Here is a 24,880-nt window from a genome sequence, read left to right as displayed (position 1 = left end):
CCTTCCTTCGGCGTTGAGGGCCGTCCTTACCCCGTCCGCTCCGCCCCCACGCATCCCGGCGGCCCGGCCATGCATAGGGTCGCATGCAGGAACGAGCGAGCGGACGGGCCCGGCGGCGGAGACCCCGCGCGCCCCCGCCGCGGCGAGGGGACGTCGATGAGTGGTCGTTTTGTGGTCGTCGGGGCCGGCACCATGGGCCTCGGCATCGCGTACGTGGCGGCCGGCGCCGGGTACGCGGTCGAACTGGTCGAGGTCGACCCCGCCCGGGGCGCCGAGGCCCTGCGCCGGCTCGGCGAGCTGTGGGACCGGGGCGTGCAGCGCGGCAAGCTGACCGAGGAGGCCGCCACCGCCAACCGTGAGCGCGTCACGCTCCGGGCCGGGCTCGCCGAGGTGGCCGAGGGCGCCGACGTGATCGTGGAGGCGGTGCCCGAGCGGCTCGACCTCAAGCGTGCCGTCCTGCGCGAGGCGGAGAGCCGCCGGCCGGCGCTGCTGGGCAGCAACACCTCCAGCATCCCGATCGCCGAACTGGCCGCCGGGCTGGACCGCCCCGCCGACTTCGTCGGGTTGCACTTCTTCAATCCGGTGTGGGCGATGGCGCTGCTCGAGGTCGTGGTCGGCCCGGCCACCGCGCCGGAGACGACCGAGGCGGCCGTCGCGCTCGCCGCCCGGCTCGGCAAGGACCCCGTCGTCGTACGCGACATGCCCGGCTTCGCCACCTCCCGGCTGGGCGTCACGCTCGGCCTGGAGGCGATCCGGATGGTGGCCGACGAGGTGGCGAGCCCGGCCGACATCGACAAGGCGATGGTGCTCGGCTACCGGCACCCGATCGGCCCGCTGGAGCTGACCGACCTGGTCGGCCTGGACGTGCGGCTCGACATCGCGCGCACGCTCCAGGCCGCGTACGGGGACCGCTTCGCGCCGCCGCCGCTGCTCGTCGAGATGGTGGCCGCCGGGAAGCTGGGCAAGAAGTCGGGGCAGGGCTTCTACACGTGGAAGGACGGCGTGAAGCAATGAGCGGGCTGCGGATCGAGGAGCTGCCGGACCGGCTCGTGGTCACGCTGGACCGGCCGGAGAAGCGCAACGCCATCGACGCCGACCTGGTGGGTGAGCTGCACGCGGTCTGCGCCGACCTGGAGGCGCGTCCCCGGCTGCTGCTGCTCACCGGCGGGACGGCGGGCATCTTCGCCGGGGGCGCCGACATCGCCCAGCTCCGGGAGCGTGGCCGGCTGGACGCGCTGGCCGCCATCAACCAGGGCGTCTTCGCCCGCATCCGGGCGCTGCCGATGCCCACCGTGGCCGCAGTCGACGGGCCGGCGCTGGGCGGCGGCGCCGAGCTGGCGTACGCCTGCGATCTCCGGGTGTGCACGGACCGAGCGGTGTTCGGCCAGCCCGAGGTGCGGCTGGGCATCCTGGCCGGCGCGGGCGCGACCTACCGGCTGCCGGCGTTGATCGGTGAGGCCCGGGCCAAGGAACTGCTGTTCACCGGCAGGCGGGTGGACGCCGAGGAGGCGCTGCGGATCGGGCTGGTGAACCGGGTGGTGGCCGACCCGGCGGAGCTGCTGCCCACCGCGCACGGCCTGCTCGACGAGATGGCGAAGGGCTCCGCGCTGGCGCTGCGGCTGACCAAGATGGCGGTGGACGCCCCGGCGGCCGCGCACCCGCAGCTGGACCTGCTGAGCCAGGCGGTGCTCTTCGAGGACGAGGAGAAGCACCGGCGGATGACGGAGTTCCTGGACCGGTGCCGGCCCCGCTGAGCCCGGGAGAGACGACGAGGGCCGCACCGGTGTCCCCGGTGCGGCCCTTCGCGTCGGTACGCGTCAGTGCTTGATGTCGACTCCCGCGTCGTCCAGCGCGGTGATCGCCGGCGCGGACTCGGCGAAGCCGATGAGCAGCAGCGCCTCCGGGCCGAACGCCTTGATCTCCTTGGCGGTGCCGCTGAAGTCGACAGGCGTCTTCGGGTCGGCCGGCGGCTCGTAGGTCAGCAGCTTGATCCGGTCCGCGCCGATCCCGGCCTTCTCCAGCTCCGAGCGGACGTTCTCCTGGAGGCCCTCGCCGTACGAGTCCTTACGGGCCAGGATCGCGATCTTGCGCGGCCCGTCCCGGAGCATCACGTCGGCCAGCGCGCGGCCCTGGAGGCTGTCCGGCGGCGCGGTACGGAAGTAGAGGCCCTTGTCGTCCACAGCGCTCAGCCCCGCGTCGGTGTTCGACGGGGAGAACAGGATCCGGCCGGCGGCCACCACGTCCGGCAGTACGGCCCGGGAGATGCCGGAGCCGCCCGCGCCGATGATGACCTGGACGCCCTTGCTGACGTGCGAGGCGACGGTGGCCTTGGCGACCTCCGGGTTGGTGCCGTCGTCGCCCTCGATCCACTTCACCGGCTCGCCGAGCACACCACCTGCGGCGTTGACCTCACGGATCGCGAGCGCCGCGCCGGCCGCCAGCGGCGGGTTCGCCAGCGCCAGGTCACCGGTCTTCGGCAGCAGCCCGCCGAGGACCAGCGGGGCGTCCTTCGCCTTGCCGTCGCGCGGCTTGCGCCCGCGCGGCGGGGCCTTCGTGCTCGCCCCCGACTCCTCACCGGCGCCGACGAACTCGGTCTTGCTGTCGTCGATCTTCTGGTTGTCGAAGTGCATGGTGCCGTAGCTCGCGGTGGCCGGCTCGCCGGTGTCGGTGAACCCGGCGCGGGTCAGCGACACGCCCCGGTACTCGATGTCCCGGCCCGCGCGGGCGAGCTGGAGGCAGGCCGTCACGTCGTCGCAGCGTTCACCGCCGGTGGTCACCCCGACGATCTGCTTGGCGATCTCGGCCGGAGCGGTGGTGCCGGCGAGCTGGGCGGCCAGCGCGCTGATCACCACCGCGTCGTACGACTCGGCGGAGTAGAGGAAGTCACCCAGCTTCGGGTCTACGGCGAGTAGTCGCTCCTTGAAGCTCTCGGCAAGCGGAGTGAGGGGCGTGGTGCCCTTCATCCCGTTCACCAGGTCCGCGCGGTCCTTGAGTTCCGCGGCGTACGAATTGAGCATGTTGCCGTCGGTGCCGTAGAGGCGTACCTGGGTGGCAGGCGTTTCCTCCGGCTCGTCGCTCCCGCAGGCGCTCGTGGCGAGCAGAAGCGCCGCGCAGGCCATGGACAGGGCCGCGCGCGACGTGCGTGTTCTCAGCATGGTCGTCCTTCCTCCGGCGAAGGTCCGCTGCGCACCTTAGCGTGCTCGCGCGGCATGCGGGACTGTGGAGTCGGCTCCGTCGGCACCCCGACTGCGGGTATCACTCTGCGTGGTCGACGAGCCGTTTCCGGGTCACGGCTTGACCCCCGGCGATACTGTTCCGCGGGTGAACGACGAAGCACAGCAGACGCTCGACGACGCGACCGCCGTGCTCCGTTCCGCCCTCGCCGGTGACGGCGCCGGCGTGGTGGGCACGTTCGACGCGGTGGTGGACCGCTCCGGCCTCGCCGGGGCGTACGGAGTGGCGTGGTGCCTCGCCGCCACCATGCTCGGCGACGACACCCCGGGCGGCGGCGCCGCCCTCGACTTCCCCGGCATCGACCAGGCCGACTACGACACCCGCTGGGTGGCCCGCTTCGTCAGCGCGTGCGCCAACGACGACGCGGACACCGGCGAGGCGCTGTTCGGGGCGGCGGCCGCCGACGGGCTGCTGCCCGACTGCCTGCTCACGCTCGCCGGGTCGACCATCGCCACGCTGCGCAGCCGGTCGGACTGAGCCCGGCGCGCGGCCCGGCCCCCCGGCTGTGGTAGCTCTGGGTGCATGTCCGAGGCGATGCTCAGCAAGGTGCGCAAGCTGCTCGCCCAGGCCGAGGACCCGGCCTGCACGCCCGCCGAGTCGGCCGCCTTCATGGCCAAGGCCACCGAGCTGATCGCCCGCTACGGCGTCGACCGGGCGCTGCTCGCCGCCCGCGACCCGGCCGCCGACCCGGTCGGTGACCGGACCGTCGACGTGATCGCGCCGTACGCCCGGGACAAGGCCGGCCTGCTCGCGGCGGTCGCCGAACCGCTGCGGTGCCGATGCGTACGCCGCCGGCAGGGCAACGGCTTCGTCATGCACCTGTTCGGCTTCGCCAGCGACCTGGAACGGGTCGAGCTGCTGTTCACCTCGCTGCTGGTGCAGGCCGCGCACGGGCTCGCCGGTGCTGCCGTACCGGCCGGGGAGCACCCGGCGGCGTTCCGGCGTACCTGGCTGGCCGGGTTCGCGTACGTCGTCGCGGAACGACTGCGCGCGGCCGAGAGCAAGGCAGTGGCGGAGTCGGGTGGAACCTCCACGGCTCTGGTGCTCGCCGACCGCTCCGATCGGGTCCAGCGCCGGGTCGCCGAGGCGTACCCCCGGTTGCGCACCGCCCCGCGACGGCGGCTGGCGGGCGGTGGCTTCGGTTCCGGCGCGGACGCCGGCCGCCGGGCCGACCTCGGTGGCACCGGCGTGGCCGGGACCGGCGCGGCGCCCGGTATCGCCGGCTGACGGGCTGCTGTCCGGTCGGTGCGGGTCAGGCGCTGGTGCGGGCGACGGTCGCCAGGTAGCGGCAGAGCAGTTCGTGCCAGCCCGCGGTGAGCGCCTCGCGGTAGCCCTCGGCCGCCGTGCCGTGCCTGTCGAAGTAGCGGTGCTCGACGTCCACCCGGGTCCGCTCCGGACCGTCGGCGTGGAACAGGACCTCCACCTCGCTGGCCCGCGCCGGATCCGGCACCGGCACCCGGTCCGGGCCGATCTGCCAGGTGAACACCAGGCGCCGGGGCGGATCCCAGGTCAGCACGCGGCCCCAGTCGTTGCGGAAGCCGTACGGGCCGATCTCGTAGAGCATGCCGCCGGCCCGCGGCTCGATGCCGATCGCGGCGAGCGCCTCCGGGCCGGACCAGGTGTATTCGCGCACCCACCAGTCGGCGAGCGCGCCGGTGAAGACGGCGTACGCCCGCTCGGCGGACGCCGGAACGAGCAGGCTGCTGCGGAGGGAGAAGCGGTCGGATTCCTGCCGGACCTCATCCGGATCGGCCATCTCCTGTCCCATAGGTCCGGACCATACCGGCTCATGTCTCGGTGTGCAGCTTCCGTTCCGCCCGCTTCCGGACACCGGGAACACCGGTTCCCGACAGCGCTGCGTGGTGGGACAGGCGCTCTGCGCAAGGCGCGGCGGCGCTTCCGGGAGGTGCCCCGGCGGGGCTTCCGGGAGGTCAGGGCGGGCGTCCGCGAGGTGGGGGTGGGCGACGGATGCCGTACCGGAAAGCGGGTAACCGCGGCCGATCGGACCGATGGGAGAGCGGGAAGCATGACCGACAGCCGAGCCACCGAACCAGTGCCGGACCCCGGTGACGAACTGACCGGCTCGCCGGCCGGTCCCGAGTCGGAGCCGGACGTCCTGCTCGACGTGCCTGAGCTGACAGTCGACGAGATCCGGCTCGCGGTGGACGGGCTCGACGCCGACCTGTCGCTGCGCGCCCGGCTGGCCAACCTGCTCCAGCTCGACGCCGGAGTCCGGGTGCACCTGGAGGGCGTCGAACTGGACATCACCGGAGTGAGCGCCGAGGCGCTGCTCAAGGTACGGCTGGAGAAGCTGGTGCAGATCCTGGACCGGGCGCTGACCACGATCGACCGGAACCCGCAGCTGATCGACGCGCTGGCCCGCTCGGCCGGTGTCACCCTGGACGACGTGCACCGGCTCGCCGCTCCGGTGGTGGACCAGACCGGTCGTACGGTGGCCGCGGCCGGCGAGGTGGTCGAGCGCACCGCTCCGGCGGTGCCCGGCCCGATCGAGGCACCCGAGCCGCCCCGGCGCCCGGCGCGGACGGAGTCCGAGCGTGCCGCCGGATCGGGGCAGGGCGCCGGTGCGGGCCCGTCGGCGGAACGTCCCACCGAGAAGAAGCGCGGTTCGGAGCGCCCGGGCGGGACCGGCCAGCCGGCGAGCGCCGCCGCCGAGGCGGCACAGTTGGCGGGACAGGCCGGACAGGCACTCCGGCAGGCCGGCCGGAGCGTCTGGGAGGCGATCCAGGGCAGCCCCACCCAGAACCGCCGCCCCCCAGAGACCTGACCGCCCGCCGCCGGTCCCGCCGCCCGTCCGTCCGGGATCGGGTGACCGGGGAGGGCGTCACGCGGGTGGGAAGTCGTCCGGACCGGCCGAGGTGGAGGGCTGTGCGGCCTGCTGGTGGCGGCGGAGGAGTTCCTGGAGGGCGGCGATCTCGGACTGCAGGGCCTGACGTCCCTCCCTGGTGATCCGGATCCACGTCCGCGGACGACGGCCGTGGTAGCCCTTCTCCACCTGGATCAGGCGTGCCTCCTCCAGCACGGTGAGGTGCCGGGACAGGTTGCCCGCGGTGAGTTCGAGGGCCTCCCGGAGATAGGCCACCTCCACCCGCTCGCCTTCGGCGGCGATGGTCAGGATGCCGAGCCGGTGCCGCTGGTGGACCGTGTCGTCGAGACCGTTCGTCGGGAATGGCCCGCCCGCGCGAGGGTCGTCCACGGTGCTCACGCGTACCCATTGTGCTGCTTCTTCGCGGCGGCGAGCGTCAGACCCCCGCCGATCAGCAGGACCGGTGCCGGGAGCATTGCCGCAAGCATGAAGCTGAACCGGGTCAGATCACCCGGTTGCAGGTCGGAGACCTGGAACCAGGCGTTCACGGCGACGAGCACGACGGTGTAGAGCCCGACCACGACCCACAGGCTACGGCTGCGTTCGAGGTGGGCGAGGACCGCCAGGCCCACGGCGATCACGAGGTGCGGCAGCATGCCCCGGTTGGCGAGGCCGAGCAGCGGACCGGTCAGCCAACTGGTGCCGCCCGACACGGGTGCGCTGGTGTTGAACAGCAGGAACTCCAGGACGACCGGAAGGGCGAGGCCGACGAGTGTGCCCGCGATGCCGGCGATGACGTACGCACGGGTCGGGGTCTGAACGCCCGCTCGCCGGCCGTGCCAGCGGTACCAGGCCAGGCCGGCCAGGTAGCCGCCGACGAGCGCGGCCAGCCAGTACCAGCCCAGAGCGGTCGACTTCTCCAGGAAGCCGCCGCCGAGACCGGTCAGGACAGGACCGTCGGACCCGGCGCGCAGCGCGGGTGGCTCCGCCGACTCCACATACAGCGGCGCGGCCGCCGCGATGAGCACCCCGAAGAGCAGGAGCGGAAGCCAGTACGCCTGACGGGCCGCCCGCGCCTGCCGGCGGAGGGTGGTCATCGAGGCGAGCAGTTCCTGGGCATCGTCCTCGCGGGGTGACTCGGACGGCATGGTTCCTCCCGGCAGCCGTAGCGCTGTGACCCAAACAGGTTTGCATCGCAAACCTTTTCGCGCAAGAGGTCGAGGGGTCGCGAACAATCGACGCCTGTTTCGACATTCCTCTAGGTTGACAGACTTCAAATCAAGAGGCAGGGTGGAGACTGCTTTGATGAACATCTAGACAGGGGGTTTCCATGTCCCGCGTCCAGCTCGCCCTGCGCGTGTCCGACCTCGAAGGCTCCGTGGCCTTCTACAGCAAGTTGTTCGGCGTCGAGCCGGCCAAGCGCCGCCCCGGCTACGCCAACTTCGCGGTGGAGAACCCGCCGCTGAAGCTCGTACTCCTCGAAGGTGAGCCCGGCCTGCCGACGGTGATGGACCACCTCGGGGTCGAGGTGTCCACCACCGAGGAGGTCAACGCCGCGACCAACCGCCTCACCGAGTCCGGCCTGATCACCCTGGAGGAGAACGACACCGAGTGCTGCTACGCGCTCCAGGACAAGGTCTGGGTACGCGGCCCCGGCGACGAGCCGTGGGAGGTCTACACGGTCAAGGCCGACTCGCCGCAGCTGGCGAAGGCGACCGAGAGCGCCTGTTGCGCCTCGGACGCGGCGGAGCAGCCCGCCGCTGTCTGAGCCGGATGCCACGAGGTCCCCACCGGCCTGCACGCCGGTGGGGACCTCTTTCGTGCGCCGGCGGCTACCGTGCCTCGGCGAATTTCAGCCGTTCGAGCTTTTCGACGTAGACGAACCGCTTCCCGTCCGGCGAGAAGCTCGGGTGGTAGGCGCGGGCGCCGCCGGCGATCCTCGTCTTCTTCCCGGTGCGGACGTCGACCGACCAGACCCCGCCCACGTGGTCCGACGCGACGGCGGCGATCACCGACCGGCCGTCCGGCGACACCGCCAGGTCGGCGAGGCCGGGAAGCTCCGTGATGAACCTGGCTGTGGCCGATCCGACGGCCCACTCCGTCAGGTGCCAGGTGAGATCGTCCGGACTCACCTCGGGCGGCAGCGGCAACCTGCCGAGGGAGTCGGGTGCGGTGATGAAGAACAGCCGTTCACCCAGCGCCGCAGGCGACCGCGCCAGCACCGTCGACTCGCAATCCGTGTCACCGCCGCTCAGGTTGAAGGTCACTCCGCCCACCGTCACCGGAGAGCCGAACTCGTACGCCTTCCCGTCGGCGAGCAACTGGACTCCCCCCGGACCGCACTCCCGGGGCGCCTCCACATATCCCCCGCCGCCACGGTTCACGAGTGCGGCTTCGGTGAGGAAACGCGTCGACGCCAGAGGCTCGAACGTCTTGTCGGCGGGCGAGTAGCTGAGCAGCTCGGTTTCGTCCCAGCCGCATTCGAGGGCCACCCCGAGGTCGCCGCCGGGGCCGGCGAAGAGGAAGCTGAACAAGCCCGCTTCGCAGGTGGATACCGCTGGCGCGCGCCTGAGAACGGGTTTCTCGGCGCTCCCATCGGGTCGCTGCCGCCACACCTCGGCTACTCCCGAGCCCGAGGTCGAGGTCACCTCCCGCAGGTAGTAGACCCAGCCGTCGGCGGCCCAGACCGGATGGAACAGGGAGACTCGGTCCAGGAGCCCCGAGACCCGGCCACACCCGCCGAGCAGGATCACGGCCAGTACGAGGACCGGCGTCAGAGCCGTACGCAGCGCACGCACACGTGGCCTTCCGGTGGCATCCTGTCCGCCACTCGGCGGGCCCGCTCACCGTAGACGCGGGACGCGTCGCGCGAGTACCCGCTCCACGCCGCGGTGCCTCCGTCGCGACGCACCCGGCAGATGGAACCACCGGGGCCGTCCGAGCGTCGGTATCGGTGTGAAGCTGCGCGCCGCGATTCTGCTCGCCCTGACCGCCCTCAGCCTCGGCCTCGTCGTGGTCGCCTCACCGGCGGAGCCGGCCTGGGCGTGCAGTTGCGCGCGCACCGGCGCGGACGAGCGTGCCGACCTCATCGTCGTCGGGACGATCACCGAGGTGACCGACACCGGGGTCCAGCTCGCGGTGGAGTCGGTCGAGAAGGGCAGCCTCCGGGCAGGGGCCACGCTCCGGCTGAGGGTGGGCCGCCAGGAGGAGAGCTGCGGCTACGACTTCCGCACCGGCACCCGGTACCGCGTGAACTCCCGCGACGGCGTCACCGGGCTGTGCGCGGGAATCACCGCCGCACCTGCACCTGCGCAGGTGCCGACCACACCGTCCGCGCCCGCAGCCGCCCCGACGCTCGTCACGGCCTTACCGGCACCTGCGCAGGTGCCGGGCCGTCTGTGGCTCGTGGGCGGTGCCGTGCTGACAGTTCTCGCCGCCGGACTGGTCGCTGTGTCCATGCGACGGCGCCGGATCGAAGCGAAAAGGTAACGGGCAGACCGGACAGGCAGGCTTCTAGCGCACAAAGCAGAACGCCGACCTGCGTTCCCGCTGGTCGGCGCTCCTGTAGCCCGGCGAAAGGCTATGTGGCCAGGGGCGGGGTCGAACCGCCGACCTTCCGATTTTCAGTCGGACGCTCGTACCAACTGAGCTACCTGGCCGTGGTGCTCGGCACATGCTACCGCACGGGCCGATACGCAGAACGCCGCGCATCGAGCTGCGCGGCGTCAGCGCTTGCGGTCCTGACGGGACTTGAACCCGCGACCTCCGCCTTGACAGGGCGGCGAGCACTCCAACTGCTCCACAGGACCTGGCTGGTGTTGCATCCGGCGCGAGCCGGACCGTGCCCCCAACGGGATTCGAACCCGTGCTACCGCCTTGAAAGGGCGGCGTCCTGGGCCGCTAGACGATGAGGGCGGCCCCGCCATCATTGCACACTCGCAACTTCAAGCGGACTTGCTCCCATCCGGCCCCGCCGGAGGCAGGAGAAGCATATGTCATGCCTGCGCGGACGACAAAACCGGTATGGGCATGGTCGTGGAGCCGGGCAAAAACGCAGGTCAGCGCGGCAGGGCGATGCCGTACCGCCGCTTCAGGTCCGGGATCAGGTGCCGGCAGGCGGCCATCGTCTGGGCCCGGTCGCCGCCCGCGTCGTGCATCAGCACGACCGAGCCGTGCCGGGTGGCGCCCTTCACCCGCTTGATGATCGTCTTCGCCGGTGGGTGGTCCCAGTCCTGCGGGTCCACGCTCCAGTGCAGCGGGCGCAGGCCCATCTGTTTGGCGATCGTGACCTCCTCGGCCGTCCAGCGGCCACCGGGCTGGCGGAACCAGGTGATCGGCGCCTTGGGCGCGGCGGCGTGGATGGCCTCGTTCGTCCGTTCCAGGTCGGATCGGATCTCGGCGACGGAGCGCCGGCCCAGGTTCACGTCGTGGTGCCAGCTGTGATTGCAGAGCTGGTGCCCCTCCCGGACGATCCGGGCCACCAGTTCGGGGTAGCGCTTGGCCTGCTTGCCGACGACGCAGAAGGTGGCCTTCACGTGGGCCGCCCGGAGCTGGGCCAGGATCTGCGGGGTGTAGCGGGGATCCGGCCCGTCGTCGAAGGTGAGCGCCACCCCGTTGCTCCCGCTGGCCCGGTGCAGGCCCGCCGGCAGTTTCTTCGGCAGCGGGCGCAGCTTGGGCTTCGCGGGGGTGGTGGGGGTCGGTGAGGGCTTCGTCACCGGCGTCGGTGACGGGGACGCCGAGGCCGACGGCGGCGCGGCGGCCTTCTCGGGTGACTTGCCGGCTTCGCCGCAGCCGGTGACGAGCAGCACCAGGCCCAGGGCGAGCGCCGACAGGGCGCGTGGACGCATTCGTCGCTCCCGGAGGGGTCGGGGTCAGACGGACTTTCCGACCGTAGTGGACGCCGACCCGGAACGGGAGAGGGGCTCAGCTTGTCGTGGACTGGTCCAGCGAGTCCCGTACCGCCACGGCCAGCGACAACGCCTCGGCCAGGTCCACCGGCCGGACCACCCCGGCCGGCAGCGAGTCGGCCCGCCAGCCGGGCCCGGCGGCGAGCACCAGCAGCGGCCGGCGTGGCACCGCCAGCAGCGCGGTGAGCTGGCACGGGTCGGCTGTGGCGCGGATGTGCGACCAGAGCACCACGGCCGCCGGACCGGTCCGGTTGACGGCCTCGACCAGGGCCGGCACCGGTACGCGGGCACCGAGCATGCGGTAACTCACACCGACCTCGGCCAGCGCGGCGGCGAGTGCCTCCAGCGGCAGCGAGTGCTGCTCCTCGTCGGCGCAGGAGAGCAGGATCCGGGGCGGACCGGTCATCGGGTACGTCCGCGCCACTGTGGCGAACGCCTCGGAGACGCACCGGGACATGAGGTGTTCCACCTCGATCAGCGCGGAGGTGGCGGCGTGCCGCTCCCCGATGCCGGCGAGCACCGGCCGCAGCAGCCCCTCCCAGGTCGCCACCACCCCGTCGGCGGCCAGTGCGTCGGCGATGGTCCGGCCGATGGTCACCGAGTCCAGTCGCATTGCGGCACGGGCCAGCCCGCGCGCGGCCGGCCCGGCCCGGCCGACCGGGATGGTGGTGCCGCCGCCGTCGCGTACCGTCGAGGCCCGTGCCTTGAGGCCGAGCCGCTCCGGAGGCAGCACGGCCGGCGCCTGCCGGGCCCAGCGGGCGGCCTCGGCGGGCGCGACCCCCTCGGTGGTCAGCCGGCGCATGATCTCCAGGCGGGCGAGGTCGGCCGGCGTGTACCGCCGGTGGTGGCCCGGTACGTGCTCGCTGGGGCCGAGACCGTAGCGCTGGTGCCAGGTACGCAGCGTGGTGACCGCCACGCCCAGTCGGCGTGCGACGGCCCCCGCGCTCAGCGCCTCATCGGCCACCCGACCGCTCCGGTGCCTCGGTGGCCGGTACGCCCGGCCGGGACGCGTCGGTGGGGTGCAGCAGCCGGTTGACCACGCCGCCGAGCCACGGCGCGTACTCGCGGGGGTGGGCGTCCAGGTCGGCCACCACCGCGCCGGGGTCGACCCAGCGCAGGTCGGCCACCTCGTCCGGGTCGGGCCGCGTGACCAGGTCGGCGGGTACGTCGGCGCGCAGCACGTGGTCGTACTCGAACTCGACCCGTCCGGTCGCCGGGTCCTCGGCGTAGTAGAGGTAGACGCCCACCTCGGTGAGGTCGACCGGGTCGACGCCGAGTTCCTCGGCGAGCCGCCGGTTGGCGGCCTCGGTCAGCGACTGACCGGGCAGCGGGTGCCCGCAGCAGGAGTTCGCCCAGCGCAGCGGGAACCGCGTCTTGACCGCGGCCCGCTGCTGCAACAGCACCCGCCCGTCGGGATCGACGAGGAGCACCGAGAAGGCGCGGTGCAGCCGCCCGGGTGGCTGGTGGGCGGTCGCCACCGTGGTCTCGCCGATCACCAGCCCGTCGTCGTCGACCAGCTCGACCAGGTGGGTCTCCCGCTCGCTCACGACATCGCCCCGGTGATCCGGGCCGCGGCGATCTTGCCGCTGATCAGCACCATCGGCACGCCGACACCGGGCTGCGTGCCGGAGCCGACGAACACCACGTTCTCCAGCGTCCGGTGCAGGTTGGAGGGGCGGAACGGGCCGGTCTGGAAGAGGCTGTGCGAGGCGGCGAACGGGGTGCCGGCGGCCATGCCCTGCGCCGCCCAGTCGGCCGGGGTGACGGCCCGCATCACCTCGATGCCGTCGCCGAAGCCGACGTAGCCGCGCTCCTCAAGAGTGGTGACGAGCTGGTCGGCGTACCGCTGCGTGAGGTCGCCCGTCCAGTCGAACGGCGCCCGTTCCAGGTTCGGCACCGGGGCCAGCACGTAGTAGGTGTGCCTGCCGGCCGGCGCCACCGACGGGTCGGTGCGGCTCGGGTTCGTCACCAGCAGCGACGGGTCGGTCATCAGCTCGCCTCGGCGGATCACCTCGTCGAACGTGCCCTTCCAGGACCGCCCGAAGTGGATGTTGTGGTGGGCGATCTTGCCATAGCCCTGCGTCGAACCGATGTGCAGCACCACGCAGGACGGCGAGTAGGTGAGCTTGCGCTGCCGGCTGGGCGGCAGCAGGTCCTGGTAGGCGACCGGCAGGTCGGGGTTGAGCACGACCGTGTCGGCGGGGATGAAGTCGCCGTCGGCGGTGACGACGCCGGTGGCGCGGCCGTTGGCGGTCTCCACCCGGGTCACCGTGGTGCCGTAGCGGATCTGCACGCCGTGCTTCTCGGCCGCGCCGGCCATCCCACGCGAGACCGCGTGGATGCCGCCGCGGGGGAAGCACACGCCGGCCACCGAGTCGAGGTACGCGATGACCGCGTAGATCGCCAGCGCGTCGTGCGGCGACAGGCCCGCGTACATGGCCTGGAAGGAGAAGATCCGCTGGGTACGCGGGTCGCGGAAGAACTGGTTGATCTTCGTCTGGAGCCGCCGGAAGGCGCCGCCGGCGAACAGCTTCAGCAGGTTGCCGGTGAGCAGGTCCGTCGGCGCGTCCAGGTTGCGCTCGATGAAGTCGGCCCGTTCCCACTGCCACAGGTTGCGGGCGTACTCGACGAAACGCAGGTAGCCGTCGGCCTCCCGGGGGCCGCAGACGCGGGCGATCTCGGCGGCCATCCGGGTGGTGTCGGTGATGACGTCGAGCGTCGACCCGTCCGGGTAGTAGGCGCGGTACGCCGGGTCGAGCGGGGTCAGGTCGAGCCAGTCGGTCAGCTCCTCGCCCACCGCGCCGAGCGCCTCGGCGATCAGGTCGGGCATGGTGAGGACTGTCGGGCCGGTGTCGAACTCGTACCCGTCGACGCTGAGCCGCCCGGCGCGCCCGCCCGGCACCGGCTCGCGTTCCAGCACTGTCACCTGCCGGCCGCTGCCGGCCAGGTGCAGCGCGCAGGCCAGCCCACCCAGCCCGGCGCCGACCACGACCACCCGGTCGGTCCGTCCCTTGACGGTACGCATTCCGGCCCCCTTGCTCACGAAGTTGCTCATCATGCCCGCCGCGCCGTGGCGGCGGTGGCGAGGCCGGTCAGCGCGGTGCGCGCGGTCTCGTCGATCGGTGCGGTGCCCAGCGCGACGAGCGCCTCGGTCACCCGGTCGGAGATCATCCGCTCCACCCGGGCCGTGGCCCCGGTGTCCCGGACCACGTCGGCCAGCCGGTCCACCTCAGTTGCCGAGGTGACCGAGCCGGCCCGCTCCAGGACCCGGCGCTGCGCCGGGTCGGCGAGCTGCCGGGCCAGCATCAGCAGGGCGGTCGGCTTGCCGGTACGCAGGTCGTCCCCGGCCGGCTTGCCGGTGGTCTCCGGGTCGCCGTAGACGCCCAGCAGGTCGTCGCGGAGCTGGAACGCCTCGCCGACGGCCAGCCCGTACCGGGTGTACGCGGCGATGAGCGGGTCGTCCGCGTCGGCGCCCGCCAGGCAGGCGCCGAACAGCAGCGGACGCTGGACGGTGTAGCTGGCGGTCTTGTACCGGGCCACCCGCAGCGCCCGGTCGACGGTCCAGCTCGCCGAGTCGTTCTCGCCGAGCACGTCCAGGAACTGCCCGGCGACCGTCTCCACCCGCATCTGGTCGTAGCAGCGGCGCACGTCGAGCAGCCGCTCCGCCGGGACCGCCGCGTGCGCCATCAGCCGGTCGGCCCAGACCATGCAGAGGTCACCGATGAGGACGGCGACGGCTTCGCCGTACCGGTCGGGGTCGCCGGTGTGTCCGGCGGCCCGGTGCCGGGCGGCGGCGGCCCGGTGCGCGGTGGGCAGCCCTCGCCTGGTGTCGGACGCGTCCATCACGTCGTCGTGCACCAGCGCGAACGTGTGCAGCAACTCCAGCGCGGACAGGGCCGGGAGCACCGAGCACAGCGGTTCCTCCCCGCCGACCACACCCCGCCATCCCCAGTACGCGAACGTGGGGCGGACCCGCTTGCCGCCGGCCAGCACGCTGTCGCGTGCCGTGGCCGCGAAACCACCCATCGCTGCGTCGATCTCGGTGAGCGATTCGACTTCCGCGGCCAGGAACGCCGCGAGCGTCTCATCGACCCCTTTGATCAGGTCTTTCGTGAACGCGGCCAGTACGCCGCGGACCGGATCGTCCGTCGCCCCGGGCTGAGCCGGCGCGACGCGGAGCGCATTACCCGCAACTGCGTCGTTGGCCATGCGGGCGAGCGTACCCTAGGGTTACGAGTTGCGTCGATTGCTGCGTCGAAACTGAGGAGGGCCGATGGACACGGATCTGACCGCTGCCTATGACCGTTGCCGCGAGCTGCACCGCCGTCACGGCCGTACCTACTATCTCGCCACCCGGCTGCTTCCCGCCTGGAAACGGCGACATGTGCACGCCTTGTACGGCTTCACCCGGTACGCGGACGAGATCGTCGACCGCACCGAGGACCTGCCGCCGGCCGAGCGCGCCGCGCGGCTGCGCGAGTGGTCGGATCGATTCGTCGCCGGGCTGCACGGTGCGTCGGTCGACGACCCGCTGCTCCCCGCGGTGCTGCACACCATCGCCGTGTTCGACCTGGACCGCGACGACTTCGCGTCGTTCCTGCGCAGCATGGCGATGGATCTGACTGTCATGTCGTACCCGACCTACGACGACCTGCTCGACTACATGGAGGGCTCGGCCGCTGTCATCGGCACCATGATGCTGCCGATCCTGGGCAGTTCCGACCCGGCCGCCGCCCGCGAGCCCGCCCGTCAGCTCGGCTTCGCGTTCCAGCTCACCAACTTCATCCGGGACGTCGCCGAGGACCTCGACCGGGGCCGGACCTACCTGCCCGACGAGGACATGGCCAAGTTCGACCTCACCCGCGACGACCTGCTCGCGGCGAAGGCCGCCGGCCGCACCACGCCGCGCATCCGCGAGCTGATCGAGTACGAGGTGACCCGCGCCCAGGCCCACTACGTCGCGGCCGCACCGGGCATCCCGCTGCTCGACCCGGCCTCGCAGGCGTGCATGCGCACCGCGTACGCGCTCTACGGCGGCATCCTCGACGAGGTGGCCGCGCAGGACTACGACGTCTTCGTGCGCCGTGCCCTGGTGCCGCAGCGGCGCCGGATGGCGGTGGCCGCGCGGGCGCTGCTCACCCCGCCCGGTACGCCGGTGCGGGTGCCCGGCCCGGCACTGGAACCGGCCCTGGCCGGATGACCGGCCGTACGGCGGTCGTGCTGTTCACCCGTGACCTGCGGGTGCACGATCACCCGGCGCTCGCCGCCGCCTGCTCCGCGTTCGACCGGGTGGTGCCGCTCTACGTGCTCGACCCGGCGCTGCAGAAGCTCTCGCCGAACCGCACCCGCTTCCTGCACCAGAGCCTGGCCGACCTGCGTGAGGCGCTGCGCAAGCGCGGCGGCGACCTGGTGATCAGGCGTGGCGACCCGGTGGCCGAGACGGTGAAACTGGCCCGGAAGGTGGGCGCCGAGGGCGTCGGGCTCTCCGCCGACGTGAGCCGCTACGCCCACCGCCGGGAACGCCGGCTGCGCGCCGAGTGCGACAGGCACCGGATGTTCCTGCGCCTGTTCCCCGGCCTGACGATCGTCGAGCCGGGCGCGCTGCGTCCGGGCGGCGGCGACCACTACCGGGTCTTCAGCCCCTACTTCCGGGCCTGGCAGGGCGTGCGGTGGCGGGACGAGTTGGCCGCGCCGAAGCGGGTCCGGCTGCCCGACGGCGTCGACCCGGGCCGGCTGCCGGACCCGCCGAAGGGCGACAGCCCGGATGCCGCCGTCGGTGGCGAGGCCGTCGCCAGGCGCCGGCTCACCGCCTGGCTGCCCACCCTCGACCGGTACGACGACATCCACGACGACATGGCCGGCGACGAGACCTCGCGGCTCAGCCCGTACCTGCGGTTCGGTTGTGTCTCGCCGCTGGCGGTGGCGACCCGGGCCGGCGGCTGGGACGGGCCGTTCGTCAGGCAGCTCTGCTGGCGCGACTTCTACCACCAGGTGGTGGCCGGTTTCCCCGACCTGTCCACTGTTGCCTACCGGCGCGGCGCGCGGGAGGACTGGCGCGACGACCCGCACGCGTTCGACGCCTGGGCCGAGGGGCGGACCGGCATGCCGATCGTGGACGCGGGCATGCGTCAGTTGCGCGCCGAGGGCTGGATGCACAACCGGGCCCGGCTGATCACCGCCGGCTACCTGACCAAGCACCTCGGGCTGGACTGGCGGCCCGGCCTGGAAATCTTCTTCCGGTGGCTGCTCGACGGCGACCGGGTCAACAACTCGGGCAACTGGCAGTGGGTGGCCGGCACCGGCAACGACACCCGGCCGTACCGCGGCTTCAATCCGGTACGGCAGGCCGAACGCTACGACCCCGACGGCGCGTACGTGCGGCGCTGGGTGCCCGAGCTGGCGTCGGTGGCGGGCAAGGCGGTGCACCAGCCGTGGCGGCTGCCCGACGAGGTACGCCACACACTCGACTACCCGCCGCCGCTGGAGGTGCCCGGCGCCGACCCGGTCTGGCTGCGCTGACGCCGCCCGCTGACGTCGGCTCGTGCGTCCCGCCGGCACCGCGCATCACCGGCGCACGAACGTGTCCGGACACGCCGGCGCACCGCTCCCGTGGCAGTGTGGGCTCGGCAGAATCGGTCACTCCAAGTGACCTCTCGCCCGCCGGGACCGTGTGCCTCTCGTCCCCTTTGCTCTGCAGCCATATCCGCATCGGTTGCGGAACGTCACCACCTGGGCCTCGCGCGGTTTTCGGACCTGCGAGGAAATCCCTGTTCAGCGCGGTGCTGCGCCGATGGCTGCAGAGCAAAGTCGAAAAAGGGAACACGGGGCCGCCCGGCCGGTCGAATGCGCTGCGTGACGATGGCTCGGGATCACCGAGGGTGACCGACTGTCAGAGGCAGGAGTGCAACGCCTCGACCAGCTCCTCCACCCGGTCGTGGTCGGCCAGCCGGGCTGTCGCGTACGCGAAGGTGTAGCCGCGCTCCGGGTCGGCCCAGGCGCTGCTGCCGCCGATCCCGCCCATGCCCCAGCTGCCGTCCGGCTCCCACTGCATGCCGAGCGTCCAGTCCACCGGACGGTCCAGCAGCAGGTCCGGTCCGCTGTACTGCACCCGCGTCGCCTCGGTGACCAGTTCCGGGCTGAACAGGCGTACCCCGTCCAGGGTGCCGCCGGCGAGGAGGCCCGCGTAGAGCCGGGCGAGCCCGGCGGCGGTGGCGTGCAGGTTCACCGCCGGGATCTCGGCGGCCCGCCACAGGTCGCTGTTCACCATCGCGACGTCGCGCCCGCCCGGCGGGTTGTCCAGCGCCCGCGCCCGCAACGAGCCCGGCTCGCCGCGCATCGCGTCCGGCCAGGCCGGATCGGCGTACGACAGATCGGCGCACCGCCGCCGGTCGGCCTCACCGAGCCCGAAGGCCAGATCCAGGCGCCACGGTCCGGCGATCTCCTCGGCCAGGAACCGGCCCACCGGGCGTCCGTCCACCCGGCGGACCAGCTCGCCCACCAGGTGCCCGTACGTCCAGGCGTGCTCGGCCGCGACGGCGCCCGGCGCCCACTCGGGCTCGGCCGCCGCCAGATCGGCGCAGAGCAGGTCCCAGTCGGCGATGGCGGCGGCGGGCCGGGGCACCGGGAAGGCGGGCAGCCCGGCGGTGTGGGTGAGCACCTGCCGCACGGTGGCCGCGGCGCGGAAACCCGGCCAGTACGCGGACACCGGCGCGTCCAGGTCGACCCGGCCCCGGTCGACGAGCAGCAGCAGGCACAGCGCGACCACCGGCTTGCCGGCCGAGTAGACGTCGACGAGCGTGTCCGGTCGCCACGGCCGGTCCGCCCCGGCGGCCGGTACGACAGTGCCGGGCGGGACCGCCGCGGTGGTGCCGCCCACCAACTTCACCACCGGTACGCCGTCGTGCCACACCGACAGCGATGCACCGGTCTCCCGGCCGGTCGTGAACAGGTCGTGGAAGCAGTCCCGGACCGGGGTGAAGCGCGCGTGCATGCGGCCACGGTAGGCGGTCGCGTTCGTTACCGGCGCGGGAATTCCGGCCCGGTGCGGTGGTCGGTGTCCCGAAGGTGCGGAATGCTTGCGGAATGGCGGAGCCGGAACTGGTGGACGTAGTAGTGGTCGGGCTCGGCGTCGGCGGCGAGGAGGTGGCCGGGCGGCTCGCCGAGGCCGGCCTCACCGTGGTCGGCATCGAACGGGACCTGGTCGGTGGCGAGTGCCCCTACTGGGGGTGCGTGCCGAGCAAGATGATGATCCGGGCGGCGAACGCGCTGGCCGAGGCGCACCGGGTCAACGAGCTGGCCGGGTCCGCCCAGGTGCGGCCCGACTGGGCGCCGGTGGCGAAGCGCATCCGCGCCGAGGCCACCGACACCTGGGACGACAAGGTGGCGGTGGACCGGTTCACCGGCAAGGGCGGCCGGTTCGTCCGGGGCAGTGGGCGGCTCGACGGCCCGAACCGGGTACGCGTCGGCGACCAGGTTTTCCAGGCCCGCTACGGCGTGGTCCTCGGCACCGGTACCCGGCCCTCGGTCCCGCCGATCGACGGGCTGGCCGACACGCCGTACTGGACGAATCACCAGGCCATCGAGGTCGAGGAACTGCCCGCGTCGCTGCTGGTGCTCGGCGGCGGCGCGATCGGGCTGGAACTCGCCCAGGTCTTCGCCCGGTTCGGCGTGCGGGTGACTGTCATCGAGGCGGCCGACCGGGTGCTCGCGGTCGAGGAGCCGGAGGCGTCGGCGCTCGCCGCCGACGCGCTGCGCGCCGACGGGGTGGAGATCCACACCGGGGTCAAGGCCGGCCGGGTGAGCCACGACGGCACCACGTTCACCGTGCACGCCGACGGCGCCGAGTTCACCGGCGAGAAGCTGCTCGTGGTGACCGGCCGCAAGGCGCACCTGGAGGAGCTCGGGCTGGACACGGTCGGGGTGGACGCCGGGCAGCGGTACCTGCCGGTGAACGACCGGATGCACGTCACCGACGGGATCTGGGCGGTCGGCGACCTCACCGGCGAGGGCGCGTTCACCCACATCGCCATGTACCAGGCCGGCATCGTGGTGGCCGACGTGCTCGACCACATGCGGCGTACCAAGGGCGGCCCGGACGCCAGCGGCACCGCTAGTGTCGTCGGCGGCGCGGCCGGGGTGGTCAGCGCGGTCGGCGGCGCGATGAGCGCGGGCGGCTCGACAGCAGCGCCCGGCAGCGTCCCGGTGGCCGACTACCGGGCGCTGTCCCGGGTCACGTTCACCGATCCCGAGGTCGGCGCGGTCGGCCTCACCGAGCAGCAGGCCCGCGAGCGCGGCGTCAACGTCCAGGTCGGGTACGCCGACCTCACCTCGTCGGCCCGGGGCTGGATCCACAAGACCGGCAACGCCGGGTTCATCAAGCTGATCGCCGACGCCGACCAGGGCGTCCTCGTCGGCGCCACCTCGGCCGGACCGGCCGGCGGCGAGGTGCTCTCCGCGCTCGTCGTGGCGGTGCACGCGGCGGTGCCGATCAGCCAGCTCCGGCACATGATCTACGCGTACCCGACGTTCCACAGGGCCATCGAGGACGCGCTACGCGCGCTGAAGTGACGCCTCAGCCGGCCGGCGCACCGTGCCGGCCGGCCCCGTCGGCGAACCGGCCGGCGCCGCGTACCCCGTCCACAGCCAGCGACTCCAGGCCGTAGGCCAGCTCGGTCGCCATCGCCTCCGGCTCCGGCTGCCCCGCGCCGTCCAGCACCGCCGCCCGGTCGTTGCGCAGGCACGTCTGCGGCGACCGGGCGATAGCGGCGGCCAGCTCCTCCGCCGCCGTGCGGGCCTCACCCGGCGCGACCAGCCGGTTGACCAGACCCATCGCGTACGCCTCGTCGGCGCCCACCGCACGGCCGGTGAGGATCAGGTCCATCGCGCGGCTCTCCCCGATCAGCCGGGGCAGCCGGACCGTCCCGCCGTCGATCAGCGGTACGCCCCACCGGCGGCAGAACACGCCGAGCGTGGCGTCCGCCTCGGCGACCCGCAGGTCGCACCAGAGCGCCAGCTCCAGGCCGCCGGCCACCGCGTACCCGGAGATCGCGGCGATCACCGGCTTGGACAGCCGCATCCGGGTGGGGCCCATCGGCCCGTCGCCGCCGGGCTCGACGCGGTTGCCGCGCGGCGTGCCGACGGCCTTGAGGTCGGCGCCGGAGCAGAACGTGCCGCCCGCGCCCCAGAGCACGGCGACCGCCGCGTCCGGGTCGGCGTCGAACGCGCGGAACGCGTCGGCCAGCGCTCGTGCGGTGGGCCCGTCCACGGCGTTACGAGCCTCGGGCCGGTCCAGGATCACAGTGGTCACGGCACCGGCGTGCTCGACGCGTACCCCCATGGGCTCAGCATGCCCGCGACGCACCTGGGAGGGAATTCCGGGGCGTCCGGTTTGGGGGCTCTCCTGCCGGGAAGTCGGAACGGGTGCGCGAACTACTGACGAAACTCGAACAGGCCACCGGTCTCGACCGGGTGGGTGACCGGCTGCAGCGCGCCGTCCAGGGCACTCTGCGTTCCCAGCGGGTACGCGACGCGCTGCACGGCGTGTGGCTCGGCCATCCGCTGCACCCCGCGATGGTGCAGGTGCCGGTCGGCGCATGGATCTCCGCCGCCGTGGTGGACCTGCTGCCCGGCCAGCGCCGCGCCGCCACCGCCCTGGTGGGTCTCGGTACGGTCAGCGCGGTGCCCGCGGCGGTCGCCGGGCTCAACGACTGGGCCACGCTCACCCGCGACCAGCGCCGGGTCGGGCTGGTGCACGCCGCCGCCAACACCGTCGGCCTGGCGTTGTTCGCCGGCTCGCTGGCGGCGCGGCTCAACGGGCGGCACGGACTCGGCCGGACGCTGTCCTATCTGGGGCTGTCCGCCGCGAGCGGTGGGGCGTACCTGGGTGGGCACCTCGCGTACAAGCAGGGCGCCCAGGCCAGCCAGAGCGTGTCCGAGCTGCACCTGATCAGCGACGGCTGGCACCGGGTCGGTGACCTGAGCAGCCTGCCCCGGCACGAGCTGGTCACCAAGAAGATCGACGACGTCCCGGTGATCCTCTACCGGGACGGCGACGACGTCAGCGTGATGCTGGAGCGCTGCCCGCACCAGAGCGGCCCGCTCGGCGAGGGCACGGTGGAGCAGATCGACGGCCACGCCTGCGTGGTCTGCCCCTGGCACGGCAGCGCATTCCGGCTCGACGGCGGCGAGGTGGTGCACGGCCCGGCCGCGAACGACCAGGTCGTGCTGCCCAGCCGCGTCGTGTCCGGCCGGGTCGAGGCCCGGCTGCCCTGACTCAGTCCCGCCGGTGCCGTCCGCTGGACAACGCGCGGGCGGGTACCGGCCGCTTGCGCAACCCGAGCAGCGCGCCGATCTGCGCACCCACGATGCTCGCCACGGCCAGCACCGCCGAGATGGCGAGCGGACGGTTGATGCCCTCCTCGGCGGTGGCGCGGGACGCGCCCGCCGACATGGCCGGCGGCTGACCGACAGGCGCCTCCACGGTGGGCGTCGCGTCCCGCGGCGTGGGCTTGGGCTTCGCCTTCGGGGTGGTCGACGAGGCGCCGCCGCCACCCGGCTTGACCGGCGCCGTCTCGGCCGGCTTGGTGACCACGATCCGTCCGGTGGCGTGCCGCCGGGCACCCGAATCCGTCGCGCCCTCCGGCAGCGTGATGAGCTGACCCGGGCGGATCCGGTCCGGGTCGGCGAGCCGGTTCAGCCGAGCCAGCTCCTTGTACCTGTCGAAGTCGTCCAGGTAGCGATCCGCCACCTCGCCCAGGTAGTCGCCCTTCGCCACCCGGTACACGGCCGGGTCGTCCGCCTTCGACGCGACCGGGGTCGACGGGGTGACCTGGCTCGCGGCCACGGCCGGTGAGGTGACGGCGGCGACCGCCGGTTGCGGGGCGGTCAGCGCGGCGGCGCTCGCCGCGGCCGGGCTCGCGACCAGGATCAGCGCGACCGAACCGACGAGTGCGGCTGCGGCCTTCTGCTGGCGGTGCATGCAGGGCAGCTTCGGCGCCGGCCGGCGTACCGCCGCCGCGAGCAGCTCCACCAGGACGGAGAACGCGAACGTGGCCCAGCCGAACCAGCCCACCACCGCCAGCGCGCGCAGGAACAGCCGGCCGTCGTCGCGGCTGGTCAACGCCGTACCGACCTCGGCCAGCGTGGGCAGGTGATCCGGCAGCGGGTTGCCGGCGAACGCCAGCAACGCGACCGGCCCGCCGGCCAGCACGCCGACGAGCACGACGAGGGCGCCGAGGCCGGTGAGAACCTGGCCGGCGCGGCGGACGGGGGAGCGTCGGGGTGCGCCCATGGCGGCCTTCCCTTCCTACGGTGGTCCGGTGAGCGCCCGAGCGGTGGCCTCACCGGTGACGGTGGCGTTCTCTTGCACGCCGAACAGACTCAGCAGGTCCCGGCTGTAGGTGATCTGCACGCGTACCCGGATCTGGGTCTCGGTGCCGACCACGGGGAAGTCGACGTCGTGGTCCTGGACGCCGCCCGCGGCGTCGAGGTAGGCGGCGACAGCGGCGCGGGCGGCGACCTGGTCGATCCGCTTCGGGCCGCCCTCGATGGCCCGCGCGCGGTCGATCATCTGGCCGCCGGCGCGGGCCGCCTCGGCGGCCAGGTTGTCCGCGCGCTGGAGCGTGCGCAGTTGACCGGCGCCGTCGTAGGCGAGGCCGATGATCGCGAGTACGCCCGTCATCGCCACGGCCAGGAACAGGCTCACCCGGCCGTTCTCCGCCTCGCGCCGCCCGGTCATCCGCGACTCCGGTAGGTGTCCAGCGGCGAGGTGAAGCTCGCCGAGACGGTCTTGCCGCCCGGGACGCCGGGCAGGCCGGGCGCGCTCAGGTCGTCGAAGGAGACGGTGCAGGTCACCGTGACGGTCACTGTCGCCGGCACGCCTGCGGCGCTCTGGTACGCGGCGGCGAAGCTCGTCGTCGTCCCGGCCACCGAGCCCGCGAGATCGATCCGGGGTGGGCCGGTGCAGTTCAGCCCTGCCCAGCCGAGCTGGTCCTGGGCCGCCACCTCGGCGGCCTCCGCGCCGTCGTCGGCGGTGCGGGCGAGCGAGGCGGCCCGGGCGGCGTCGTGGGCGGCCGACTCCACCGCCTCGTCCGCGATCGCGGTCCGCCCGGCGACCCCGGCCAGCACCATCAGCCCGATGAAGGCGGGCGCGAGCACCGCCACCTCGATCGAGACGGAACCCCGGTCCCGCCGTGGCCCGGCGCTCATCCGGTGGTCCAGTGTTCGGCCGGGCCGTGCGCGGTCTGCGTGACCTCGAACGAGACGCCCGGGATGACCGACAGGGAGCGTCCCTGCACCGTGCAGGTGACAGCTGTGGCTGTCTCGACGCAGGTCGGGCCGGTCTGCTCCCAGCCGACCAGCCAGTCCCCGGACTGTTGCAGGAAGCTGATCGCCCGCTGCCGTCCGGCGTCCGGCCCGGCGTCGATCGTGCGCTGGGCGTTCACAGCGGTCTGCGCGGCGTTCAGCGCTGTGGAACGGGCCACGAACCAGACGGCGACCTGGATCGAGCCGAACAGCATCACCAGGATCACCGGCATCACCACGGCCAGCTCGACCGGGTTGGCGCCCCGCTCGCCCTCGGCCAGGCGGGCGCGCAGGGCGGCGGTGAACCGCCCCGGACCGGGCGGGCCGGCGAGCCGGCCGGCAGACGCCGGCCGGCTCCGGACCGTACGGGCGGGGCGGGGCATCACGGGGCCTGCGGCGCCGTGTTGTTCGGGATGGCGTTCATCCAGTTGTTCGCCTTGGCCAGGGCGAGCCCGGTGACCGCCATGGCCACCGCGACCAGGCCGAAGATGATCACCGCGGTCGGCACCGGGCTGTCGCCGCGCTCGGAGTCCCGGCGCAGCTCGGCGAGGCGGGTGCTCACCGCCACGTACAGGTAGGCGTAGAGGTGCATGGTCGTCTCCTTCTCGAAGGT

General features: G+C 73.2%; 28 protein-coding genes and 3 tRNA genes. 11 read left to right on the top strand and 20 right to left on the bottom strand.

The window, feature by feature from the left end:
- The first annotated feature begins 156 nt into the window (after positions 1–156).
- A complete protein-coding gene (locus tag FHX31_RS28965; RefSeq protein ID WP_013473447.1) occupies positions 157–1,014 on the top strand; it encodes a 3-hydroxyacyl-CoA dehydrogenase family protein in 858 nt (285 codons plus the stop codon).
- Positions 1,011–1,754, top strand: coding sequence for an enoyl-CoA hydratase/isomerase family protein (locus FHX31_RS28960; RefSeq protein ID WP_184977508.1), 744 nt, complete (start codon positions 1,011–1,013; stop codon positions 1,752–1,754). The genes FHX31_RS28965 and FHX31_RS28960 overlap by 4 nt, the downstream gene beginning before the upstream one ends.
- A 63-nt stretch (positions 1,755–1,817) precedes the next feature.
- Here FHX31_RS28960 and FHX31_RS28955 read toward each other — a convergent pair whose 3' ends face one another.
- On the bottom strand, positions 1,818–3,155 hold the full coding sequence (locus FHX31_RS28955; protein ID WP_013283437.1) for an ABC transporter substrate-binding protein: 1,338 nt from the start codon (positions 3,153–3,155) through the stop codon (positions 1,818–1,820).
- A gap of 166 nt (positions 3,156–3,321) precedes the next feature.
- Here FHX31_RS28955 and FHX31_RS28950 point away from each other — a divergent pair, with 166 nt between their 5' ends.
- Together FHX31_RS28950 and FHX31_RS28945 are read left to right on the top strand one after the other, a co-directional pair.
- Entirely contained in the window at positions 3,322–3,711 is a 390-nt protein-coding gene (locus FHX31_RS28950) for a hypothetical protein (RefSeq protein ID WP_013283438.1), read from the top strand.
- 45 nt (positions 3,712–3,756) lie between these two features.
- Entirely contained in the window at positions 3,757–4,461 is a 705-nt protein-coding gene (locus tag FHX31_RS28945) for a DUF2786 domain-containing protein (RefSeq protein ID WP_013473449.1), read from the top strand.
- Between the two features lie 25 nt (positions 4,462–4,486).
- Here FHX31_RS28945 and FHX31_RS28940 read toward each other — a convergent pair whose 3' ends face one another.
- Positions 4,487–5,002, bottom strand: a complete 516-nt coding sequence (locus FHX31_RS28940) for an SRPBCC family protein (RefSeq protein WP_030273417.1) — start codon at positions 5,000–5,002, stop codon at positions 4,487–4,489.
- A gap of 258 nt (positions 5,003–5,260) precedes the next feature.
- Here FHX31_RS28940 and FHX31_RS28935 point away from each other — a divergent pair, with 258 nt between their 5' ends.
- Entirely contained in the window at positions 5,261–6,019 is a 759-nt protein-coding gene (locus tag FHX31_RS28935; protein WP_184977507.1) for a hypothetical protein, read from the top strand.
- A gap of 57 nt (positions 6,020–6,076) precedes the next feature.
- Here the strand turns inward: FHX31_RS28935 and FHX31_RS28930 are convergent, their stop codons facing one another.
- Together FHX31_RS28930 and FHX31_RS28925 are read right to left on the bottom strand one after the other, a co-directional pair.
- Entirely contained in the window at positions 6,077–6,457 is a 381-nt protein-coding gene (locus FHX31_RS28930) for a winged helix-turn-helix domain-containing protein (RefSeq protein WP_013283442.1), read from the bottom strand.
- Complete coding sequence (locus tag FHX31_RS28925; protein ID WP_091330451.1) at positions 6,454–7,206, bottom strand: hypothetical protein; 753 nt, start codon at positions 7,204–7,206, stop codon at positions 6,454–6,456. Before FHX31_RS28925 ends, FHX31_RS28930 begins: the two co-directional genes overlap by 4 nt.
- Positions 7,207–7,388: 182 nt before the next feature.
- Here FHX31_RS28925 and FHX31_RS28920 point away from each other — a divergent pair, with 182 nt between their 5' ends.
- The gene (locus tag FHX31_RS28920; RefSeq protein WP_013283444.1) at positions 7,389–7,826 is read left to right on the top strand and encodes an ArsI/CadI family heavy metal resistance metalloenzyme; all 438 of its coding nucleotides are present in this window, start codon (positions 7,389–7,391) and stop codon (positions 7,824–7,826) included.
- Positions 7,827–7,890: 64 nt separating this feature from the next.
- Here FHX31_RS28920 and FHX31_RS28915 read toward each other — a convergent pair whose 3' ends face one another.
- Entirely contained in the window at positions 7,891–8,856 is a 966-nt protein-coding gene (locus tag FHX31_RS28915) for a PD40 domain-containing protein (RefSeq protein ID WP_184977506.1), read from the bottom strand.
- A gap of 157 nt (positions 8,857–9,013) precedes the next feature.
- Here FHX31_RS28915 and FHX31_RS28910 point away from each other — a divergent pair, with 157 nt between their 5' ends.
- On the top strand, positions 9,014–9,547 hold the full coding sequence (locus FHX31_RS28910) for a hypothetical protein (RefSeq protein WP_184977505.1): 534 nt from the start codon (positions 9,014–9,016) through the stop codon (positions 9,545–9,547).
- Positions 9,548–9,643: 96 nt separating this feature from the next.
- Here FHX31_RS28910 and FHX31_RS28905 read toward each other — a convergent pair.
- The 8 genes from FHX31_RS28905 to FHX31_RS28870 form a co-directional block, all read right to left on the bottom strand.
- Positions 9,644–9,717: transfer RNA gene (locus tag FHX31_RS28905), tRNA-Phe, on the bottom strand.
- A 76-nt stretch (positions 9,718–9,793) separates the two neighbouring features.
- Positions 9,794–9,867 (bottom strand) — tRNA-Asp (locus FHX31_RS28900).
- A 33-nt stretch (positions 9,868–9,900) separates the two neighbouring features.
- Positions 9,901–9,973: transfer RNA gene (locus tag FHX31_RS28895), tRNA-Glu, on the bottom strand.
- 143 nt (positions 9,974–10,116) lie between these two features.
- On the bottom strand, positions 10,117–10,905 hold the full coding sequence (locus FHX31_RS28890) for a polysaccharide deacetylase family protein (protein ID WP_184977504.1): 789 nt from the start codon (positions 10,903–10,905) through the stop codon (positions 10,117–10,119).
- A 76-nt stretch (positions 10,906–10,981) separates the two neighbouring features.
- Complete coding sequence (locus FHX31_RS28885; RefSeq protein WP_013283448.1) at positions 10,982–11,929, bottom strand: MerR family transcriptional regulator; 948 nt, start codon at positions 11,927–11,929, stop codon at positions 10,982–10,984.
- The gene (idi, locus tag FHX31_RS28880; protein ID WP_047891876.1) at positions 11,919–12,512 is read right to left on the bottom strand and encodes an isopentenyl-diphosphate Delta-isomerase; all 594 of its coding nucleotides are present in this window, start codon (positions 12,510–12,512) and stop codon (positions 11,919–11,921) included. The genes FHX31_RS28885 and idi overlap by 11 nt, the downstream gene beginning before the upstream one ends.
- Positions 12,509–13,990, bottom strand: a complete 1,482-nt coding sequence (crtI, locus tag FHX31_RS28875; RefSeq protein WP_063778306.1) for a phytoene desaturase family protein — start codon at positions 13,988–13,990, stop codon at positions 12,509–12,511. The genes idi and crtI overlap by 4 nt, the downstream gene beginning before the upstream one ends.
- 29 nt (positions 13,991–14,019) lie before the next feature.
- Positions 14,020–15,174, bottom strand: coding sequence for a polyprenyl synthetase family protein (locus FHX31_RS28870; RefSeq protein ID WP_184977503.1), 1,155 nt, complete (start codon positions 15,172–15,174; stop codon positions 14,020–14,022).
- 64 nt (positions 15,175–15,238) lie between these two features.
- On the opposite strand from FHX31_RS28870, the gene FHX31_RS28865 reads away from it, so the two are divergent.
- Complete coding sequence (locus FHX31_RS28865; RefSeq protein WP_013283452.1) at positions 15,239–16,165, top strand: phytoene/squalene synthase family protein; 927 nt, start codon at positions 15,239–15,241, stop codon at positions 16,163–16,165.
- Positions 16,162–17,484, top strand: a complete 1,323-nt coding sequence (locus FHX31_RS28860; RefSeq protein WP_013473460.1) for a cryptochrome/photolyase family protein — start codon at positions 16,162–16,164, stop codon at positions 17,482–17,484. The genes FHX31_RS28865 and FHX31_RS28860 overlap by 4 nt, the downstream gene beginning before the upstream one ends.
- 370 nt (positions 17,485–17,854) lie before the next feature.
- On the opposite strand, the gene FHX31_RS28855 is transcribed toward FHX31_RS28860, so the two are convergent.
- Positions 17,855–18,955 carry a serine hydrolase domain-containing protein gene (locus FHX31_RS28855; RefSeq protein ID WP_184977502.1) on the bottom strand — a complete coding sequence of 367 codons (1,101 nt, stop codon included), beginning with the start codon at positions 18,953–18,955 and terminating at the stop codon, positions 17,855–17,857.
- A gap of 92 nt (positions 18,956–19,047) precedes the next feature.
- Between FHX31_RS28855 and FHX31_RS28850 the strand changes: the two genes are divergently transcribed.
- Positions 19,048–20,532: a dihydrolipoyl dehydrogenase family protein gene (locus FHX31_RS28850; RefSeq protein ID WP_184977501.1), complete on the top strand. Its 1,485-nt coding sequence runs from the start codon at positions 19,048–19,050 to the stop codon at positions 20,530–20,532.
- A gap of 4 nt (positions 20,533–20,536) precedes the next feature.
- Here the strand turns inward: FHX31_RS28850 and FHX31_RS28845 are convergent, their stop codons facing one another.
- Positions 20,537–21,301 (bottom strand): crotonase/enoyl-CoA hydratase family protein, encoded by a 765-nt coding sequence (locus FHX31_RS28845; protein ID WP_184977500.1) that lies wholly within the window; start codon positions 21,299–21,301, stop codon positions 20,537–20,539.
- 83 nt (positions 21,302–21,384) lie between these two features.
- On the opposite strand from FHX31_RS28845, the gene FHX31_RS28840 reads away from it, so the two are divergent.
- A complete protein-coding gene (locus FHX31_RS28840) occupies positions 21,385–22,236 on the top strand; it encodes a Rieske (2Fe-2S) protein (protein ID WP_013283457.1) in 852 nt (283 codons plus the stop codon).
- Between the two features lies 1 nt (position 22,237).
- On the opposite strand, the gene FHX31_RS28835 is transcribed toward FHX31_RS28840, so the two are convergent.
- From FHX31_RS28835 to FHX31_RS28815, 5 genes are read right to left on the bottom strand one after another with little or no spacing between them, the layout of a single operon-like run.
- Complete coding sequence (locus FHX31_RS28835) at positions 22,238–23,254, bottom strand: LysM peptidoglycan-binding domain-containing protein (protein ID WP_184977499.1); 1,017 nt, start codon at positions 23,252–23,254, stop codon at positions 22,238–22,240.
- 15 nt (positions 23,255–23,269) lie between these two features.
- A complete protein-coding gene (locus tag FHX31_RS28830) occupies positions 23,270–23,701 on the bottom strand; it encodes a pilus assembly protein TadG-related protein (protein WP_013473465.1) in 432 nt (143 codons plus the stop codon).
- Positions 23,698–24,171, bottom strand: coding sequence for a TadE/TadG family type IV pilus assembly protein (locus FHX31_RS28825; RefSeq protein ID WP_047891867.1), 474 nt, complete (start codon positions 24,169–24,171; stop codon positions 23,698–23,700). Before FHX31_RS28825 ends, FHX31_RS28830 begins: the two co-directional genes overlap by 4 nt.
- Complete coding sequence (locus FHX31_RS28820; RefSeq protein WP_036311379.1) at positions 24,168–24,650, bottom strand: TadE family protein; 483 nt, start codon at positions 24,648–24,650, stop codon at positions 24,168–24,170. Before FHX31_RS28820 ends, FHX31_RS28825 begins: the two co-directional genes overlap by 4 nt.
- Positions 24,650–24,859 (bottom strand): hypothetical protein, encoded by a 210-nt coding sequence (locus FHX31_RS28815; RefSeq protein ID WP_013283462.1) that lies wholly within the window; start codon positions 24,857–24,859, stop codon positions 24,650–24,652. The genes FHX31_RS28820 and FHX31_RS28815 overlap by 1 nt, the downstream gene beginning before the upstream one ends.
- Positions 24,860–24,880 lie beyond the last annotated feature (21 nt).

This window comes from Micromonospora sp. CNZ286 (assembly GCF_014207755.1).
Note: the sequence above shows the minus strand (reverse complement) of the source record. Positions and strands in the feature narration are given on the sequence as shown.

Coding starts and splice junctions, on each gene's coding strand:
- FHX31_RS28965 (WP_013473447.1), top strand. CDS start 157: ATGAGTGGTCGTTTTGTGGTCGTCGGGGCCGGCACCATGGGCCTCGGC.
- FHX31_RS28960 (WP_184977508.1), top strand. CDS start 1,011: ATGAGCGGGCTGCGGATCGAGGAGCTGCCGGACCGGCTCGTGGTCACG.
- FHX31_RS28955 (WP_013283437.1), bottom strand. CDS start 3,155: ATGCTGAGAACACGCACGTCGCGCGCGGCCCTGTCCATGGCCTGCGCG.
- FHX31_RS28945 (WP_013473449.1), top strand. CDS start 3,757: ATGTCCGAGGCGATGCTCAGCAAGGTGCGCAAGCTGCTCGCCCAGGCC.
- FHX31_RS28940 (WP_030273417.1), bottom strand. CDS start 5,002: ATGGGACAGGAGATGGCCGATCCGGATGAGGTCCGGCAGGAATCCGAC.
- FHX31_RS28935 (WP_184977507.1), top strand. CDS start 5,261: ATGACCGACAGCCGAGCCACCGAACCAGTGCCGGACCCCGGTGACGAA.
- FHX31_RS28925 (WP_091330451.1), bottom strand. CDS start 7,206: ATGCCGTCCGAGTCACCCCGCGAGGACGATGCCCAGGAACTGCTCGCC.
- FHX31_RS28920 (WP_013283444.1), top strand. CDS start 7,389: ATGTCCCGCGTCCAGCTCGCCCTGCGCGTGTCCGACCTCGAAGGCTCC.
- FHX31_RS28890 (WP_184977504.1), bottom strand. CDS start 10,905: ATGCGTCCACGCGCCCTGTCGGCGCTCGCCCTGGGCCTGGTGCTGCTC.
- crtI (WP_063778306.1), bottom strand. CDS start 13,990: ATGCGTACCGTCAAGGGACGGACCGACCGGGTGGTCGTGGTCGGCGCC.
- FHX31_RS28870 (WP_184977503.1), bottom strand. CDS start 15,174: ATGGCCAACGACGCAGTTGCGGGTAATGCGCTCCGCGTCGCGCCGGCT.
- FHX31_RS28865 (WP_013283452.1), top strand. CDS start 15,239: ATGGACACGGATCTGACCGCTGCCTATGACCGTTGCCGCGAGCTGCAC.
- FHX31_RS28860 (WP_013473460.1), top strand. CDS start 16,162: ATGACCGGCCGTACGGCGGTCGTGCTGTTCACCCGTGACCTGCGGGTG.
- FHX31_RS28855 (WP_184977502.1), bottom strand. CDS start 18,955: ATGCACGCGCGCTTCACCCCGGTCCGGGACTGCTTCCACGACCTGTTC.
- FHX31_RS28850 (WP_184977501.1), top strand. CDS start 19,048: ATGGCGGAGCCGGAACTGGTGGACGTAGTAGTGGTCGGGCTCGGCGTC.
- FHX31_RS28845 (WP_184977500.1), bottom strand. CDS start 21,301: ATGGGGGTACGCGTCGAGCACGCCGGTGCCGTGACCACTGTGATCCTG.
- FHX31_RS28835 (WP_184977499.1), bottom strand. CDS start 23,254: ATGGGCGCACCCCGACGCTCCCCCGTCCGCCGCGCCGGCCAGGTTCTC.
- FHX31_RS28830 (WP_013473465.1), bottom strand. CDS start 23,701: ATGACCGGGCGGCGCGAGGCGGAGAACGGCCGGGTGAGCCTGTTCCTG.
- FHX31_RS28825 (WP_047891867.1), bottom strand. CDS start 24,171: ATGAGCGCCGGGCCACGGCGGGACCGGGGTTCCGTCTCGATCGAGGTG.
- FHX31_RS28820 (WP_036311379.1), bottom strand. CDS start 24,650: ATGCCCCGCCCCGCCCGTACGGTCCGGAGCCGGCCGGCGTCTGCCGGC.
- FHX31_RS28815 (WP_013283462.1), bottom strand. CDS start 24,859: ATGCACCTCTACGCCTACCTGTACGTGGCGGTGAGCACCCGCCTCGCC.